13 protein-coding genes and 1 pseudogene are annotated in these 16,494 nt (G+C 71.0%); 6 read left to right on the top strand and 8 right to left on the bottom strand.

All coding sequences use genetic code 11. The features are described 5' to 3' along the window. Positions 1 to 132: 132 nt before the first annotated feature. The gene (locus D7X74_RS28300) at positions 133 to 765 is read right to left on the bottom strand and encodes a hypothetical protein (protein ID WP_120536117.1); all 633 of its coding nucleotides are present in this window, start codon (positions 763 to 765) and stop codon (positions 133 to 135) included. Beyond that, positions 762 to 2,117 carry a hypothetical protein gene (locus D7X74_RS28295; protein WP_120536116.1) on the bottom strand — a complete coding sequence of 452 codons (1,356 nt, stop codon included), beginning with the start codon at positions 2,115 to 2,117 and terminating at the stop codon, positions 762 to 764. Before D7X74_RS28295 ends, D7X74_RS28300 begins: the two co-directional genes overlap by 4 nt. Before the next feature lie 311 nt (positions 2,118 to 2,428). Here D7X74_RS28295 and zigA point away from each other — a divergent pair, with 311 nt between their 5' ends. Then, positions 2,429 to 3,673: a zinc metallochaperone GTPase ZigA gene (zigA, locus tag D7X74_RS28290; protein ID WP_120536115.1), complete on the top strand. Its 1,245-nt coding sequence runs from the start codon at positions 2,429 to 2,431 to the stop codon at positions 3,671 to 3,673. A 16-nt stretch (positions 3,674 to 3,689) separates the two neighbouring features. Here the strand turns inward: zigA and D7X74_RS28285 are convergent, their stop codons facing one another. Beyond that, on the bottom strand, positions 3,690 to 4,409 hold the full coding sequence (locus D7X74_RS28285) for a hypothetical protein (protein WP_147444310.1): 720 nt from the start codon (positions 4,407 to 4,409) through the stop codon (positions 3,690 to 3,692). A gap of 326 nt (positions 4,410 to 4,735) precedes the next feature. Between D7X74_RS28285 and D7X74_RS28280 the strand changes: the two genes are divergently transcribed. Together D7X74_RS28280 and D7X74_RS28275 are read left to right on the top strand one after the other, a co-directional pair. Then, the gene (locus D7X74_RS28280) at positions 4,736 to 5,905 is read left to right on the top strand and encodes a cyclic nucleotide-binding domain-containing protein (protein WP_120536113.1); all 1,170 of its coding nucleotides are present in this window, start codon (positions 4,736 to 4,738) and stop codon (positions 5,903 to 5,905) included. Between the two features lie 111 nt (positions 5,906 to 6,016). Next, positions 6,017 to 7,189, top strand: a complete 1,173-nt coding sequence (locus D7X74_RS28275; protein ID WP_120536112.1) for a cyclic nucleotide-binding domain-containing protein — start codon at positions 6,017 to 6,019, stop codon at positions 7,187 to 7,189. Between the two features lie 4 nt (positions 7,190 to 7,193). Here the strand turns inward: D7X74_RS28275 and D7X74_RS28270 are convergent, their stop codons facing one another. The 3 genes from D7X74_RS28270 to D7X74_RS28260 all read right to left on the bottom strand — a co-directional run bounded on the left by D7X74_RS28270 (position 7,194) and on the right by D7X74_RS28260 (position 12,690). Further along, a complete protein-coding gene (locus tag D7X74_RS28270; RefSeq protein WP_120536111.1) occupies positions 7,194 to 8,486 on the bottom strand; it encodes a YecA family protein in 1,293 nt (430 codons plus the stop codon). Between the two features lie 84 nt (positions 8,487 to 8,570). Further along, positions 8,571 to 9,761 carry an OmpP1/FadL family transporter gene (locus D7X74_RS28265; protein WP_120536110.1) on the bottom strand — a complete coding sequence of 397 codons (1,191 nt, stop codon included), beginning with the start codon at positions 9,759 to 9,761 and terminating at the stop codon, positions 8,571 to 8,573. 28 nt (positions 9,762 to 9,789) lie between these two features. Continuing rightward, positions 9,790 to 12,690, bottom strand: a complete 2,901-nt coding sequence (locus D7X74_RS28260) for a hypothetical protein (protein ID WP_120536109.1) — start codon at positions 12,688 to 12,690, stop codon at positions 9,790 to 9,792. 201 nt (positions 12,691 to 12,891) lie between these two features. Here D7X74_RS28260 and D7X74_RS28255 point away from each other — a divergent pair, with 201 nt between their 5' ends. The 3 genes from D7X74_RS28255 to D7X74_RS28245 all read left to right on the top strand — a co-directional run bounded on the left by D7X74_RS28255 (position 12,892) and on the right by D7X74_RS28245 (position 14,867). Next, entirely contained in the window at positions 12,892 to 13,431 is a 540-nt protein-coding gene (locus tag D7X74_RS28255; RefSeq protein ID WP_199732784.1) for a hypothetical protein, read from the top strand. Between the two features lie 108 nt (positions 13,432 to 13,539). Then, positions 13,540 to 13,848, top strand: coding sequence for a CBS domain-containing protein (locus D7X74_RS28250; RefSeq protein ID WP_120536119.1), 309 nt, complete (start codon positions 13,540 to 13,542; stop codon positions 13,846 to 13,848). A 296-nt stretch (positions 13,849 to 14,144) separates the two neighbouring features. Next, complete coding sequence (locus D7X74_RS28245; RefSeq protein WP_120536107.1) at positions 14,145 to 14,867, top strand: NTP transferase domain-containing protein; 723 nt, start codon at positions 14,145 to 14,147, stop codon at positions 14,865 to 14,867. 67 nt (positions 14,868 to 14,934) lie between these two features. Here the strand turns inward: D7X74_RS28245 and D7X74_RS28240 are convergent, their stop codons facing one another. Together D7X74_RS28240 and D7X74_RS43150 are read right to left on the bottom strand one after the other, a co-directional pair. Beyond that, the gene (locus D7X74_RS28240) at positions 14,935 to 15,828 is read right to left on the bottom strand and encodes a hypothetical protein (protein WP_233602294.1); all 894 of its coding nucleotides are present in this window, start codon (positions 15,826 to 15,828) and stop codon (positions 14,935 to 14,937) included. Positions 15,829 to 15,967: 139 nt separating this feature from the next. After that, a pseudogene (locus D7X74_RS43150) lies at positions 15,968 to 16,494 on the bottom strand (hypothetical protein); the annotation flags it as partial.

The raw sequence follows: 16,494 nt of genomic DNA, 5'->3' as shown, positions 1-16,494 counted from the left end.
CCGTCGTCCCGCCCCGCGTCCACGGGGTGGGATCCGCGTACGTCAGCGCGGGCACCTCCAGCGTGCCCTCCGCCTTCGTCCCGCCGCTGTCGCACGCCGCCAGCGCTAACGCGCAAAGCCAGACGGCGCGCCTCACCGGACGCCCGCCACGCCGAAGGACACCGGAGCCGCCAGCGTGTACGGACCCTCCGTGATGCGGTTCTGCACCAGGTACGCGCTCAGCACCTGCACCGACAGCGCCTGCCCCGCCGCGTCGCGGAGCGTCCGCCAGGAGCCGTCATCCAGTTGCCACTGCAACTCCGACGTCAACAGCTCCACCGGGCACTGACGCCCCGGCACCTGCACCTTCACCCAGTACAGGTCGCCCGTGTACGGGGGCAGGTGCGCCTCCGCGGTGGGGAGCACCTGGTTGCCCAGCCACGCGAGCACCGAGCGTCCCGTGTCGCGAGGCCGCGCCACCGGAGAGGGCCCCGTGCGTCCCGGCCGCTGCAACGACGCGCGCAGGGGGGACGTCCACTGCCACAGCGGCGCGGCGTCGGTGGACAGGTACGTCTGGTGGGCCTCGGGCGACACGATGGTCACCGCGCGCGAGCTGTCCTGGGCCTTGTTCTGGGCATCCACCAGCGTGCGCCACGCTTCGTCCGTGGCCCCACCGGCGTACAGCGGCTCGCCACACTCGGGCGTGACTTCGTCGTCGCCGGAGCAGGCCGTCAGGCCGAGCAGCGCGACGGCGGCGGTGCTCCACAGCAGGGAGGGCGTCTTCATGGTCGGGAGTCCTCGCGCCGCCGGCCGCGGCGCCACAGGGGAAGCAGGAAGAGGAACGGCAGCAACGTGGTCGCGGGCGCGGCGGCGCAGCCCGACTTGGGGGGCGGCTTGGGATCGTCACCGTCGGGAGACGTGCCCGCATCGGAAGGAGGCACCACACCCGCATCGACCGTGGACGTGCCTGCGTCGGGCACGCCCGCGTCGGGGATGCCATCCGGGTAGAGCGGCGCGCCAATCGTCTCCGCGAGCTGGGGCCAGCGCGACGGGCACAGGTCCCGCACGGGCGTGCCGGCCGGACACTGGTGGCTGCCCTGGATGTTCTCCAGGCTGAAGAGGGGCTCCCAGGTGGTGCCGTCGTCGTGGCTGCGCGCCAGCGACCAGTCATGGAGCCACGGCGAGCCGCAGCCGTAGAGGACCTCGCCCACGCGCGTGACGCAGGCGTTGCCGGTGGGCAGGGTGAGCTTGTCGAAGGCCCCTCCCGCCTGACTGCGGAAGAAGGAGTTGTAGGTGGACACCCACGCGGTGCCGCCATCGGAGGAGACGTCCATGTTGACGAACACGTCGTCGATGCCGCTGCCCGAGCGCGCGGTGAAGGTGCGCCCGCCGTCCGTGCTGTGGAGGATGTGCGTGGAGCCCTGCGCGGACACTCGCGCCCAGACGCCCTTCGCGTCCACGGGGTCCGTCGCCGTCACCACGAAGTCGAACGGACGCACCAGCTCCGGAAACGTCTGGGTCGCCTCCTCCCACGTCTCGCCCGCGTCGTCGCTGCGGAACAGGTACATGCGCGTGGTGTCGGACGCGGACACGTAGAGCGTGCTCGGGTTGGCGGTGGACACACGCACCGCGGAGAAGAGGATGCCCGCGCGTTGCAGCGGCAGGGCGCGCCACGTCTCCCCGCCATCGTCGGAACGGAACAGGCCATTCGTCGCGGACGTGGAGCGGCCAGTGGCCGTGTACATCACCGCGTCGTCGGTGGGGTGCACGGCGAGCCCCGTCACCCAGGTGTCCTTGAAGGAAGGGTGCGCGGACCACGAACACGCGCCGTCCTTCGAGCGCAGGAGCGCGTTGCCGGTGGCCGCGAGCAGCTCACCCGAACCACGCCAGACGAAGGACTCCGGGCGCCAGCCGCCATACCCCATGGCATCCGGACACACCCACCGCCACGTCTGCCCGCTGTCGCGCGAGATGACCGCGCCGAACGTGGCCCCCACGAAGTAGTCCTCCGGGTGCCCGCGCCGCAGCGTGACGTTGGACGTCTCCGGCAGGCCCGCGTGCGCCCAGGCCGTGCCCGAGCCCAACAGGACGGCCACCGCCGCCGCACCCCATCCCCCCGTGATTCGTGGCTTCTTCATCGCGACGCTCCGGGGTTGGACCCCATGTGCCCCCACGATATCGCCCAGCCCGGCCCTGCATAGCGACGCTTGCGCTTTGAACGCTACCACACCGCGTCCCGCCTCCCCGCGCGGAGGGCAGGCGACCGGAGTCCTCCCCCGGAACCCCAAGGACGCCCAGGGCCCGTCAGGGTGACGGAGGCGCGATGCACTTGTTTTGTTAATGCAACTTGGTTACTAAAACTCCAGTCCCTTCCTGCCTGGAGTCCCGTCATGCCGAAGTGCCACCGCCTCCCCCTCGTGTTCCGCAGGCCCTTCGTGGAGGGCGGGCCGTGACGAAGCCGCAGGACGCGCGGCTGCCGGTGACGGTGCTGTCGGGGTTCCTGGGGGCGGGGAAGACGACGCTGCTCAACCACGTCCTGAACAACCGCGAGGGCCTGCGGGTGGCGGTCATCGTCAACGACATGAGCGAGGTGAACATCGACGTGAAGCTGGTGAAGGGCGGCGCCGCGCTCAGCCGCGTGGAGGAGAAGCTGGTGGAGCTGTCCAACGGCTGCATCTGCTGCACGCTGCGCGAGGACCTGCTCCGGGAGGTGGCGCGGCTGGCGGAGGCGAAGCGCTTCGACTACCTGCTGATTGAGTCCACCGGCATCTCCGAACCGCTGCCCGTCGCGGAGACCTTCACCTTCGAGGACGCGGAGGGCCAGAGCCTGTCGGCGCTGGCGCGCCTGGACACGATGGTGACGGTGGTGGACGCGTTCAACTTCCTGCGGGACTGGGAGGCGTCGGAGGGGCTGGCCGAGCGCGGGCTGGCGCTGGCGGAGGAGGACGAGCGCACGGTGGTGGACCTGTTGGTGGAGCAGGTGGAGTTCGCGGACGTGCTGGTGCTGAACAAGACGGACCTGGTGGACGCGGAAGGGCTGGGGCGGTTGCAGGACGTGCTGCGCCGGCTGAACCCGCAGGCGCGCATCGTGTTGTCGGAGCGGGGCCGGGTGCCGCTGGCGTCGGTGCTGGACACGCGCCTGTTCGACTTCGAGCGCGCGAGCCGCGCCCTGGGCTGGCTCCAGGAGCTGCGCGGCGAACACGTGCCGGAGAGCGACGAATACGGCATCAAGAGCTTCGTCTTCCGCAGCCGCGTGCCGCTGCACCCGAAGCGCTTCTGGGACTTCGTGCACGGGAGCTGGAAGGGCGTGCTGCGCAGCAAGGGGTTCTTCTGGCTGGCGACGCGCATGGACATCACCGGCCTGTGGGCGCAGGCGGGAGGCGCGTGCGGTTTCGAACCCGCGGGCATCTGGTGGTCCGCGATGCCGCGCGAACAATGGCCCGACGAGCCGGAGCAGCGCGCGGAGCTGGAGCGCGACGTGGCGGCCGGGCCGTACGGGGACCGGCGCCAGGAGGTCGTGTTCATCACGCGTGACGCGGACCACGAAGCGCTGGCGAAGGCGCTGGAGCGCTGCCTGCTCACCCCCTCGGAGCTGGCGAAGGGGCCAAAGGCCTGGGCCCGGATGCGCGACCCCTTCCCGGAGTGGCGCGTGGCGTCGTCGGAAGAAGATGTCCCCGAACAGCACGCCGGATGAGCGACCGTGCTGGGACTCAGGGCTCGGTGAAGGTGACGGTGGTGATGCCCGTATTCGTCGCGAGCCCCGAGGGTTGCATGCAGCCGGCCAGCGTCGTCGTCAGCGACACCGACGTGGAGAAGCTCACCGCCTGGCCCTGATGGCGGCCGGCCTTGACGGTCCCCTTGGAGGTGAGCACCCGCAGGTCGCCTTCGACGGTGGCCTCCGCGTCCTTCAGCTCCAGCACGGAGGACTCCCCGTTGGACCAGGCCACCGTCGCCGCCTTCGGGCCCTCCGGCTTCGTGAGGCAGGTCGCGCCCTTCAAGGCCCGCGCTTCCACGGACACGGTCTTCATCACGACGCCGTCGCTGATGGGACAGGCGATGAACAGGAGCTTCCCCCGAGCGGAGGAGTCCTGGGGCGTGACCAGCAACAGCCCGGGCGTATGGAGCTGGGTGCTGACGCCGGAGCAGACCACCCGGGGGCCTTGGGTCAGGGTCTCGGCGGCCTTCTGCCATTCGGGTGGGAAGTCCGCCTGCATCAGGGCCTCTTCTCCCCACACCGCGTCCTCCGCCACGGCGGTCTCGGCCGTGGCCGGCGCGGCGGGCTCGGCCTGGACGGGGGCGGGGGCAGGCGGCGGCGCCTCCGGCTCGGCGGCTCCGACGCGCCCCGCCGCGAGCATCAGCAGGCAGCACCACCGCGCGGCGGGGAATTCCAATGCATTAAGAGAACGGAAGGCGACGGGGAGTGACTTCATCTGGGAAGACACCTTGGGTAGGGGCCCTGGGGCAAGGCGCACCGAAGGTGGGGAATCCCTTTCGCCCGGGAAAGCGGCCCCAAAGTGCCGTGTTTCATCGCATGGCCTTCCCAACCTCTCAGGTTCGGATGGCCTCCGTGCGTCACCGGGTGCCCCGGAAACAGTGCCAGTGTTCGGTGCGAACCCAGGTGTTCAACGCCTGCCTTTGTTGCCGGTGATGGCTGGCTTTCCCTGTTTCAGGATGCTACGGAGATGGGGTCCCGGACACCGGCGTGACACCCCTTTTCCGCCGGGTGTCCGGGAGGAACGACAAGGCCGTGACTCCAATGGATTCGAACCTGGGCGAAGTGGGCGAGGGACCCGGTTCCAGTGTCACCCGGAGGGTGTGGGCGCGGGTGATGCAGGGCGCGGTGGAGGACGCGGTGCGCGCCTACGAGGCGATGGCGGCGGGGCACCGGGAGCGGGTGTTGGAGGAGGCGTTGGTGGTGCCCGCGGCGACGCGCGAGACGCTGGTGGAGGTGTTGCGTCAGGCGCGTGATTACACCGGCGCGGCGCGGCTGCTGGAGTCCGACGGTGACGACCGCGCGGCGGCGCCCATGTACGAGCAGGCGGGAGCACCGCTGCTGGCGGCGGAGGCCTGGCTGCGGGTGGGGGAGCAGGCCCGCGCGGCGGCGGCCTTCGAGCGGGCGGGTTCGCTGGAGCAGGCGCTGGCGTTGTACCAGGCACTGGGCGCGCGCGAGTCGTTGGCGCATTTGCTGGGGCGCATGAACCGACCGATGGAGGCCGCGGAGGTGTTCCACATGCTGGGCAACACGCATGCGGAGCTGGAGATGTTGCGAGCGGTCCCCACGGACGACGCCCAGCGCCCGGAGGCGGTGCTGCGGATGAGCTCGCTGCTGGACGCCGAGGGCGCGACGTGGCGCGCGCTGGTGTTGCTGGCGGACGGCCTCAAGCACGCGACGGGCGCGGGGGCGGTGATGCTCCAGGCGGAGCAGTCCCGGCTGTTGCGGCAGATGGGGCTCGCGTCGCCGCCGGAGGGGGCCGTCGCGGCGGAGAAGGCGCCGCCGGTGGTGGATGGCTATGGCTATCTGAAAGCCATTCCCATCTTCGATGGTCTGTCATTGGAAGACATGCGCGACCTGTACCGGCTGGCGCGGCCGGTGCTGGTGCCGGCGGGGACGACGGTGCTGGAGAAGGGCGCGAAGGGCGGAGGGCTGGTGGTGCTGCTGGAGGGCATGGTGAGCGTGTCCACCGGCCCGGGCCCGGAAGCGCGCCAGCTCAACATGCTGGGGCCGGGCGCGTTCCTGGGAGAGATTTCGCTCATCCTCGACGGGCCGGTGTCCGCGCACGTGCGGGCGCACACGGTGGTGCGCGCGCTGCGGGTGACCCGGACGGACTTCCAGTACTTCCTGGAGACGCACGAGGCCGCGGCCCTGCGCATCTTCCGCCTCTTCACGCAGAGCCTGGCGGAGCGGGTGCGGGCGCTGAGCAGCTGAAGTCATTCCTGACGTGACAAGGGGCCCCCCTCCTGGGTGGTGTCCAGTGACATCCTTCTGGGACCTCCGGGGGCGTGCGCGCGCCACGCTCCTGGGTTACAGAGGGCCCTCATGGTGGACACCCCACACGCGCGGTCCTTGAAGGCGCAGGCAGCGGCCCTGGCCGCGCAGGGGCAGTTGGAAGCGGCGCTGGCCGGCTACCAGGAAGTCCTGCGCGCCGCCCCGGGTGACCCGGAAGGTCACCAGCGCGTGGCCGAACTGCTGGAGTGGCTGGAGCGGACCCCCGAGGCCGCCCGCGCCTACGACGACGCGGCGCTCGCCTGGACCCAGGCCGGGGACCTGCTCCGCGCGGTGGCCGCCACCGTGCTCTCGCGGGGGCTCCGGGGCGCCCGACCCCAGACGGTGCGGACCCTGGCGGAGCGCTTCGCCCTGGCGCCCGGAGCTCCGGCCCCGTCCCTTGCCCTGGTCACCGAAGGCACGGACCCGGGCGTGCCCATCCTGTCGTGGGTGGGGCGCGAGTCCTTCGTGGCGCTCGTGGAGGCGCTGGAGGTGCGCGCCTTCTGGCCGGGCCAGAAGGTGGTGGAGGAGGGCGCGGCGGGCGATTCGATGTTCGCGCTGGTGGAGGGTCGGGCGGAGGTGGCGCGGCGGGTGGAAGGCAACGCGCGCCAGGTCGTGGCCACGCTGGGGCCGGGCCAGTTCTTCGGCGAGGTGGCGCTGGTGTCGGAAGGGCCCAGGCTCGCCAGCGTGGAGGTGATGGAGCGCTCCGTGCTGCTGGAGTTCAAGCGCGACCACCTGGCCCGCGTCATCCCCGCGCACCCGGAGGTGGACGTCGCGGTGCAGGCGTTCTACCGGCGCCGGCTGGTGGAGAACCTGCTGCGCACCAGCCCCCTGTTCAACAAGCTGTCCCCCGAACTCAAGCTCACCATGTCGCGCGAGTTCGACCTGCGCGCCATCCCCGCGGGACAGGTGCTGCTCACGCAGGGCCAGCCCGGGGATGCCTTCTACCTGCTGCTGCGCGGCCAGTGCCTGCCGTCGCTGGAGCAGCCGTCGGGCCGCACCGTGGCGCTGCCGGAGCTGCGCGAGGGAGACGTGTTCGGTGAAATCTCCCTGCTGCTGGACAAGCCCGTGTCCGCGACGGTGCGCACGCGGACGGACTGCGTGGTGCTGCGCCTGGAGCGCGCCGCGTTCGAGCGGCACCTGCTCAGCCAGCCCGGCCTCAAGGGCCTGCTGATGCGCATGGGCACGGAGCGCCTTCAGCAGACCGCGAAGGCGCTCTTCATCTAGCCCTCTAGCCTTCCGCGTCCAGCTTCACCGGGTGCTCGCGCAGCCAGTCCTGCGCGCGGCGGATGCGGTCCGCGCCCTGCGCGCGGCCCTCCTTCTCCAGCAACTGCCGGTAGGGCTCCAGTTGCTCCGGCGTCCACGCGGGCAGGGCCTTCAGGTCCGCGAGCGCCACCATCTCCTCCGCGCTCCGTCCCCGCGCCTCCTGCCGCGCGGTGAGCAGCGCCGCCAGCACCAGCCGCGCCGGCTCCGCCTCGAAGGCGATGGCCGCGTCGGTGAGCCACTCGCGCGTGGGCTCATCCGCGGCGGCGTCCTTCGCCCCCGCGCGCAGCCGCTCCAGCATCCCTTCGAGGAAGTCCGGATCCACCGCGACCTTCACCGCGCGCAGGAGCGCCGCGATGACCTCCCGCCGGCCCTGCGCGTCTCCGGGCGGGGACTTCATCGCGCGCAGGGGCTCCCACAGCGAACAGGTGAGCCATAGCTCCTCTTCGGGCGAGAAGACGGACGGCGTGGCCGGGTCGCGCAGCTTCGCCTCCACCCGCTGCGCGCGCTCCTTCGCCTCGCGGGAGATGCGCTCCACCAGCGCGGGGTCCGCCTGTACGTGCTTCACCAGCGCGTCCAGTTCGCCGGCCTCCGCCTTGCGCAGGGCCTCCGCCGCTTCGGGCGTGAGGGCCTCCGGCTCCATGCCGGCGATGAGCGCTTCGTACTTGCGCACCACCTCCGCGTGCTTCTGGCTCCACTCGCGGAACTGCACGTCGAACACCACGTCCAGCACCGGGTTGTCCTCCGGGCGCACCCGGCCCGTCTTCTTCGCCGCCGTGGCCAGCAGCGCGCCCACGCTCAGCGCCCGCCGCTCCTCCGACGTGCGCCCGCTCCGGGCCGCCTGCGCGAGCAGCCCCGCGCCCAGCTTCTCCTGGAAGCTCCGCGTGCCCAGCTCCCGCACCACGCCCACGCGCAGCCGGTTTCGGGCCTCCATGGCGTCCAGGCCTTCTTCCGCCGCGAGCTTCGCCAGCGCCTGGCCCACGTGCTCGCTGAAGGCCTTCTCGTCGTAGCGCAACCCCGGCTGGGGGCCCGCCCCGGCGAGCAGCACGCCCAGGTGCTCCAGGGCACCGGACAGGCGGGACACGTCCGCGTCACCCAGGAGGGCCATGGCGGCCTCCAGGTCCTGCTTCAGCGGATGGGCGGGAGCGGCGGAAGGAGGCGGCGCGGCTTTCGCGCGGTCCTCGGCGGCATGACAGGCCTTGTACTTCTTCCCGCTGCCACAGGGGCACGGGTCGTTGCGGCCGGGCTTGGAAGGGCTCACGGCCGGCACCGTAAGCGAAACGCCCGGGCCCTTCCACGAGGGAAGGGTCCGGGCGTCCGGTGCTTCAGGACTGTCGGTTGCCGACTACTGGGGCGAGAAGCCCAGCGTCAGGCCGAACACGTGCGCGGAGCCGGAGTACGTCCCGGGGATGCCCGGAGCGCTGCTCTCCTTGTCCGCCAGCGCGACGAACTGGTAGCCCAGGTCCGCGCGGAAGGGATTGAACGCATAGCCCACGCCCAGCGTGGCCTTGATGCGGTTCGCGTCCGGCAGGTCCGGCGTCAGCGTGGCGTTGGGGCTGGGCGACGGGTCGTACACGAAGCCCGCGCGCACCTGGAGCGCTTCCGTGACGCCGTACTCCGCGCCCAGGGCGTACTTCCACTTGGCGTGCCAGCGCTTGGGCAGCGGGTTGTCGATGGACGAGTCCTCGAAGCGGATGGCCAGCTCCGCGAAGCTGGACCAGTCCACCCAGCTCGCGTCGAAGGCCAGGTTCAGCCGGTCGATGGGCGAGTACGACAGGCCCGCCGTCACGGTGGACGGCAGCACCACGTCCGCCCGCGCGCTCTGGTCGCGCAGGCGGCTCTGGAACTCCACCGGGATGTTCTGGAAGTCCGCCTTGCCGTTGAACTCGATCTGGATGGCGCTGCGGTAGTGCAGGCCGAACTTCAGGTTCTCCAGCACCAGGGCCTGCACGCCGACGTTGAAGCCGGAGCCCCAGTCCGCGCCGCCCAGGTGGATGCTGCCCTCGCTGTTGACGAAGTCCAGGCCGCGCGTGAGCTCGATGGTGGCCCGCGCGATGTCCAGACCCACACCGAAGCGGAAGCGCTCGTGGAGCTCATACGCGATGGTGGGGTTGATGTAGTACGTGGCCAGCGACGACTCGTTGCCGCGGAAGCGGCCGCTGAAGCCGTCTTCCCAGCGGCTGCGCGCGCCGAAGGGCGTGTACACGCCCACGCCGACCGCCAGCTTCTCGAAGGGCTTGTACGCGACGAAGAAGTGGGGCGGAGGCGACAGGGTCGTCTTCTGCCCTTCCTGCTCGCCGCCTACCCGCTGGAACGTGATGGACGGGAGGATGCCGGTGTCACCGAGGGTGATGTCCAGCTTCTTCACGCCGATGATGTTGGCCGCGTTGTAGTAGATGGCGCTGGAGTCATCCAGCCCGGCCGTGGCGGTGCCGCCCATGCCGGTGGCCCGCGCGCTGTGGGTGTCGATCTGGAAGCCCGCGGCCTGGCTCGTACCAGCCGCCAGCATCGCCACGAGGGAGAGTGTCTTTTTCATGAGTGTGTGAGTCCTCTCTCAGGGTGCGTTACGGCTGGGCCGCGACGGTGCCGGACTGCAGGAACGAGACGACCTGGTCCTGGGCCGTCGGGTCGAAGGCCAGGAAGCTGTGGTTCGCGGCCGACGCGGGGAACATGTACGTGGCCACCGTGCGCGGAGCCTTGGCGCGGTTCGCCGAGGCGATGAGCGCCGCCGTCGCCGTGTTCGGGATGACCTGGTCGTCCTTGATGGACTGGATGAGGGTGCGGTGGACGTTCGCGTCCGTGCCCGCCGCCGCCGTGTTGTCCAGGCCGTAGGCGTAGTTGCGCGGATCCGCCGGGTCCAGGATGGTGCCCGCCAGGCTGATGAACGTGTCGAACGCCGGGATGCCCGGGACGATGTTCGCGGTGGCCAGCTGCCCGAGGAACGCGTCCTTCACCGGCGCGAAGGCCGGCGACGTCAGCAGGATGCCCGCCAGGTTGCCGCCCGCGGCGTTGAGCACCGAGCGGTCCACGCGCGGCGACGTGCTGGTGATGAGCGTGCCCAGGATGCCACCGAGGCTCTGGCCCACGTAGTCCACCTGGGTGGCGTCCAGCTTGGAGTCGCCCAGGAGGGTGGCCAGCTCGGGGCTGGACAGCACGCGCTGGAACTGCGCGAAGTCCACCACCGAGTGGCGGAAGTTGTCGCGCGTGGCGAACAGGTTGCCCGGGTTCAGCATGTTCCAGCCGGAGATCTCCGGAGCACCCGTGCTGGCGCTGATCTTGAAGCTGCCGCCCTCGCACTTGTTGTCCGCCATGCAGCGGCCCTGGGAGTGCACGGCGGAGCAGAAGAAGTCCGCGGGCAGGGTGCCGCGGGAGGCGTCGTCGCAGCTCTGGCGCGTAGCGTCGGTGCGCGCCACGCAGCGGCCGTAGGAGGACTTGGAGACGTCCGTCTCGCAGCGCTGGTTGGTGGAGTCGGCGCACGCGCTGTCGTCGCTCGTGGAGCCCGCGAACGACCCGGCGGAACCCACGCAGCTGCTGCGCTCACCGTGGAAGACGGTGTCCATCGCGGCGACCGCGTAGCCCGCGCCGGCCAGCTTGTTGGCCAGGTAGATGACCGTGCCGCGGCTGCTCTTCAGGCCGTGACCGAACACCACCACCGGGTAGCCCGAGGCGGGCGCGGCGGCGGCGGGCAGGAACAGCATGAACGGGTAGCGGGTGGGACGCACTTCCTGGGGGTTCGGGTTCAGCGTGCCGCTGGGGCCCGTGAGCAGGAACGGCGTGTTGGCCTGCACCTCGTAGATGTTGCCGATCTGGTCCGTGGCGAGCCCGCGGCCGGCCATCGTCGCCTTGATGGGCGTGGTGATGGGCGCCAGGTAGTTCGGCGCGTTCGGGTACGAGACGGCCGTGGGCAGCGCGTGGAGCTGGCTGAGCACCGACGTGGTGCTCTGGGTGGTGAACGACCAGCCCAGGGCGACCTTCGAGCGCGGCAGGCCCGCCTTGGCCAGACCGTCGAAGTACGGCTTGTAGGCCGCGCGCACGGGCTCCAGCGCCTGCGCGAGCGAGTCCGGAACGGAGGAGATCTGGCTCTTGCCATTGGCGAACACGGGGTTCGCCAGACGCATCAGCGCGAACGCCGTGGCCGGGGCGACCTTGCGACCCTGGGTGTCCATCAGGTCCGTGGTCAGCACCGCGCCGTACTGCGTGGCGCCATCCAGCGGCGCCTTCGGGACGATCTGCAGCTGCTGGGGCACGGGCGCGACGCCCGCGGCGCCGACGCTGGTGCCGCAGTCACCGGTGTTGTTCACCAGGCAGACCGCCACGTCCGGGGCCGTGCCGGTGGTCGGGTTGGACAGCTTGAGGAACATCACGCCCGCCGCGAGCGAGGCCGGATCCACCTTGGGGGCCGGGCCGTCCGAGGCGTCGCGGAACTGCGTGCCGTCCAGCACGCCCTGCGCGTCGCCGTTCTCCGACACGATGGCGCCCGTGGTGGAGAAGCCGTCCAGGGTGTTGAGGCCCTGGAACAGCTGCTTCTGCAGGCCGTCCTGCGCGGGGACGGGGAAGTTCAGGTGCGCGGGCGCCGTGGCGGTGGCCGGAGCGCGCAGCAGGTCGTTGGGGAAGGGGATGATGGTGGGCAGCCGCGCGTTGGCCGCCAGGTTGATGGTGGCCTCCGGCTGGTCGAGGATGGTGAAGGTCCACAGCAGGACCACGTCCTCGCGCTTGAAGCCCTTCTTCACCAGGCCTTCGATGAGCGGCGCGTAGCCCCGGCGCAGCTGCTCCAACTGCACCGCGCTGGCGGTCTGGTCGGCCAGGCGCTTGGCGGGGTCCGTCTCCGTGGAGGGGATGATCTCCGTGGCGGGCGCGCAGTCCGGCGCGGTGAGGTCCTCGCAGGTGACCAGCGGATTCACGGAGCTGGCGAAGGCCCACGTGGCCGACCCGATGATGGGGTTGCCGCCGGTGGTCTTCAGGCCGTTCTCACCGCCGATGAGCGCCACCGCGTAGCGGCCGCCCTTCGGCCACGCCGGCAGACCGGTGTTCTGGTCGACGGGCGGGATGAGGCTGATGAGGTCCGTCGTCTCGTTGTACGCGATGGTCGGCGTGACCGGCTTGGTCGCGATGGGCGTGCCGGCCTTCAGGTCGATGAAGATGACCGTCTGCGCGCTCATCGAGCGCGGATCCAGGTCCTGCACCTTGGTGGTCGCGATCGCGGACGTCGGGAAGCCGTTGAGCGAGTTCAGGTAGTCGCGCGTGAACTCCTGCTCCGCGGCGGACGCCAGCGGATTGATGGGCGCGTTCACCAGCTTCGTGGCCCGATTGATGGCCAGGTCGTTGGGGGACGGCACGACGGCGGGAGAGCCCGTGGGATCGAACTCCGCCAGGCCAACGTTCGTATTCGGAGCGTCCTGCGCGATCTCGGGCGTGCAGGCAACAGCTCCCAGGGCCATGGCCCCAAGGAACAGCGATTTCTTCATGGTGGGATTCCCCTCCAGCCAAGGTGTACTGCTGGAAACACAGCAGTGAGTAGCACGCCCTCTGTCCGTCACAAAGTGACAGGGATTGACGCGATGAGTCAGCTATGGGGTGGCGTTGCCTGCGTGCGAGTGGACGTCTCGCGCGGTGCGTGCGGGATGAGAGGCGTGACGCGCGCGTGAACGCGGTTACGCTCGCGCCCCATGAGACGACTGCTGGCTGTGTTGGTGATGACCGTGGCGTTGGGCGCGAGCGCGGAGGAGGCCGGAGGCCTGACGTGGAGTGCGCCCGCGGAGTGGACCGTCCAGCCCGCGCGGCCGATGCGCGCGGCGACCTACAAGGTGCCGGCGGCGAAGGGAGACGCGGAGGACGCGGAGCTGGCTGTCTTCTATTTCGGCGCGGGGCAGGGCGGCGCGGTGGACGCGAACGTGCAGCGCTGGGTGTCGCAATTCCAGAAGCCCGACGGCAAGCCGGTGGATCCGGCCAAGGACGCGAAGACGAAGCAGGAGAAGGTGAACGGGATGCCCGTCACCACGGTGGAGGTGAAGGGCACGTACGCGGGCGGTGGCCCGATGATGGGACCGTCCGCGCCCAAGCCGGGCTTCAAGCTGCGCGGCGCCATCGTGGAGGGGCCGGAGGGCGCGCTCTTCTACAAGCTCACCGGGCCGGAGAAGACGGTGAACGCGGCGGAGAAGCACTTCCGCAAGCTGGTGGAGTCGGTGAAGCCGGTGGGCAAGAAGTAGGGGCGGATCCGGGCTCGCCTGGATGCTTCTGGGCTTCGGCAAGCGGATTGCTAAGGCCCTTGCGGTACACGGCGCCCGAACGCCGAGCACCGGAGGCCTCACGTGTCCATGTGCCGCAGCCCTGAGTTCCTGACCTTCGTTTCCCGCGCCCTCACGCTGTTCCCCGAGGACACCGTCCTGGGTGCGCTCCAGCAGATGTACCGGCACGGCGTGCAGGTGTTGCCCGTGGTGGAGGGCCGTGGCGGCGACCTCTTGGGCGAGGTCACCGAGGACGAGCTGCACCGCGTGGCGCGTCGCCGTCCGCTGGCGCGGCTGGCTGAAATTCTGACCGTCAAGGCGCTGGCCGCGCCGGAAGAAACGACCGCCGAGCCCGTGGCCCCGCTGCGGCTGGCGGCGTCGAGCGGCTGGCTGCACTGAAGGGCGCTCGCTTCGCCTCCTCGCGTGGCCCAAGGGGGCCTTCCAGGGAGGGGCGGGCAGGGCAACGTCCCCGGCGCCGTGTCACTCGCACTCCAGGGAGGGGAAGCCCCGGAGGCCGGACACCTGACCGATGGTGGACACCTGCCCTTGCGCAAAGGGGCGACAGCCAACACCTCCCCGTGTGACTGGCGGCTGTCTGACGACTCGTACTGGCGGGCTGGCTGCAATCCCGGAAGGAGGTCAACAGCCTGTTAGCGGTGCTCACGGCTTTCCGCCGCGGGCGGAGGAGGCGGGTCATGAAGGCAGTGGCGATCATCCTGGCGGCGGGGAAATCCCAGGAGAAGATGCCTCACCCCAAAGCGAACATCGAGCATGAGGGGGGCAAGAGCTTCCTTCAGTCGCTGGCGTCCACCTTTGTCAAGGCGGGGTGTGGGGTGTTGGGCGTGGTGGGCAGCGATGCGGCGGCGGTGCGTGAACAGCACCCGTCCCTGATGCTCGTGACCAACGAGCACTGGGAGCGCAGCCTGCTGGCGTCGGTGAAGGTCGGGCTGGAGGCGGCGCTCCAGGAGGCCCGGGGGACAGACCCCGAGAACGCCGTCGTGGTGATGGTGCATCCGGTGGACATGCCCGCGCTGCGCGTCAACACGGTCAAGACCCTGCTCAAGGAGATGGAGCGCGGGGACATGAAGGGAACCGCGGCCCTGCGGCCGGAGTACGACAGCGCGGTGGGCTGGCCGGTGGTGCTCTCCCAGGGGGCGGCGGAGAAGCTGCTCCAGGCGGAGGGCGAGGACCTGGAGACGGCGCTCAAGGCGTTCAACCCGCGCCGGCTGAGCGTGAAGGACCCGGGCGTCATCGTGAACATCAACACGCCGGGGGCCTATGAGCGGGTCTTCGGCAAGCCGCCCGTGCTGGCGCCTCCGCCCAAGCGGCGCGGCACCCTCAAGCGTTCGGGCGCCGCCAACGGCACCGGGGCGGAGACCGCGTCCCCGACCTCCTACGCGGCGTCGCCGGAGGAATAGGCGGGCAGTGCGCCTCCCGGGGTTCGCGAACGGCGAGACCCCGGGAGTCTTTTCAGCCTTTCAGCCTTCAGAACGAAAGGCCCAGACCCAGGTAGGGGCCGGAGAAGGCGTCCTCGTGCACGACGCCATCCAGGTGGCCCGCGTCGTTGAGGTACAGCGTGCGCCAGCCGCCGCGCAGGTTGAGGGCGCCCAGGTGCAGCGCGAGCCCGGCCTGCGCGTCCACCTGGCGGTGCGGGAAGGGCACCACCTGGATGCGCGCCTCCACGTCCAGGGGTGACGGCCCGATGCACGCCTCCAGCGAGGCGGCGAGGCTGGGGCCCACGAAGATGACGTCCGGGGCGTGCGCGCTGGCGATGCCGCCCTCGATGCGGAAGCGGCCGCGCTCGCTGGACCAGAGGGACGCGGTCAGGTGCGCGTCCAACAGCGTGAGCCGGTCCACGTCCTGCGAGCCGTCGTCCGCCGACAGCGCGATGCCGGTGACGCGCGCGTCCATGCCCAACCGCTGGCCGTCCAGGGCCATGAAGAGGCCCAGCGCGCCGCCCGTCTCGCCGAACATGTCGCCCTGCACGTTCAGCCGCACCATGGGGGGCATCGCCGCCGCGCGCACGCCCGGGCGGACGTTGGTCACGCGCGCCCCGTGGTAGGCGGAGGGGCGGCTCAGGAAGAGGAACTCGAACCAGGACAGACGCGCGCGGCTGGGGCGCACGCTCGCGCGCACCGGGGCGTCGGAGGGCCGGCCGGCCGGGCTGGCGCGGTGCGCGGACCCCTCATCCCGGGAGTCCTTGTCCTTGTTGGAGTCGGAGGGCTTCGAGGAGGAGCCCGGCTTCGAGCGCTTGCCGAAGCGGGCCTCGGCGGGCGCCGCCCCCAACAGGACACCGACAGCGAGCGCTGCACTCAGCATCTTCCAGAAGCCCACGGCGAACCCCTCCTCTTCACCGGCCCACGGGATGGGCCACGGCATCTGGACGCCTGCTCGCCCGGAATATTCAACCGCCATCACCCTCCTGGACACCAGGGCCCCCGGGGTGGGGGTGCGTGTCGGGAAGAGGGCATGTGCGCCTCCGGACACCGGGCGGCCCCCGGGCGCCTGCTTCGCGACCCTAGAAGGCGAAGCCCGCGCCGGCGTAGGGGCCGGTGAAGCGGTCCACGTGCGCGACGCCGTCCACCTTGCCCGCGTCGTCCAGGATGAGCCCGCGCCAGCCCGCGCGCATCACGAAGGCGCCCAGGTGCACCGCCAGGCCCGCGCTCGCGTCCAGCTGCCGGTAGGGGGTGGGCGTGCCCTGCACGCGCACCTCCAGGTCCAGCGGGCCCACGAGGCAGGCCTCCAGGGAGGTGGCGAGGCTGGGCCCCGCGAAGAAGATGTCCGGCGCGTTGGCGAAGCTGAAGCCGGCCTCCGCGCGCCACCGCAGCCGGTCCGTGGACAGGGCGGCCCAGGTGACGTGCAACGACACCAGGTTGATGACGTCCGTGCCCGCGGTGCCGTCGTCGGTGGGCAGCGTCAGCTTCGTGCCCTGGAGGGCGACGCCCAGCGCGCTGCCCTCCATGCCGAGGAAGACGTCCCCGGAGGTGCCGCCGCCCATGGCGCCCAGGTTGAGGCCCATGCGCACGTCGATGGGCGGGGAGGGCG

This window comes from Corallococcus sp. CA047B (assembly GCF_003612065.1).
GTDB classification, from domain to species: domain Bacteria; phylum Myxococcota; class Myxococcia; order Myxococcales; family Myxococcaceae; genus Corallococcus; species Corallococcus praedator.
This window is presented reverse-complemented; position numbering and strand designations above follow the sequence as displayed.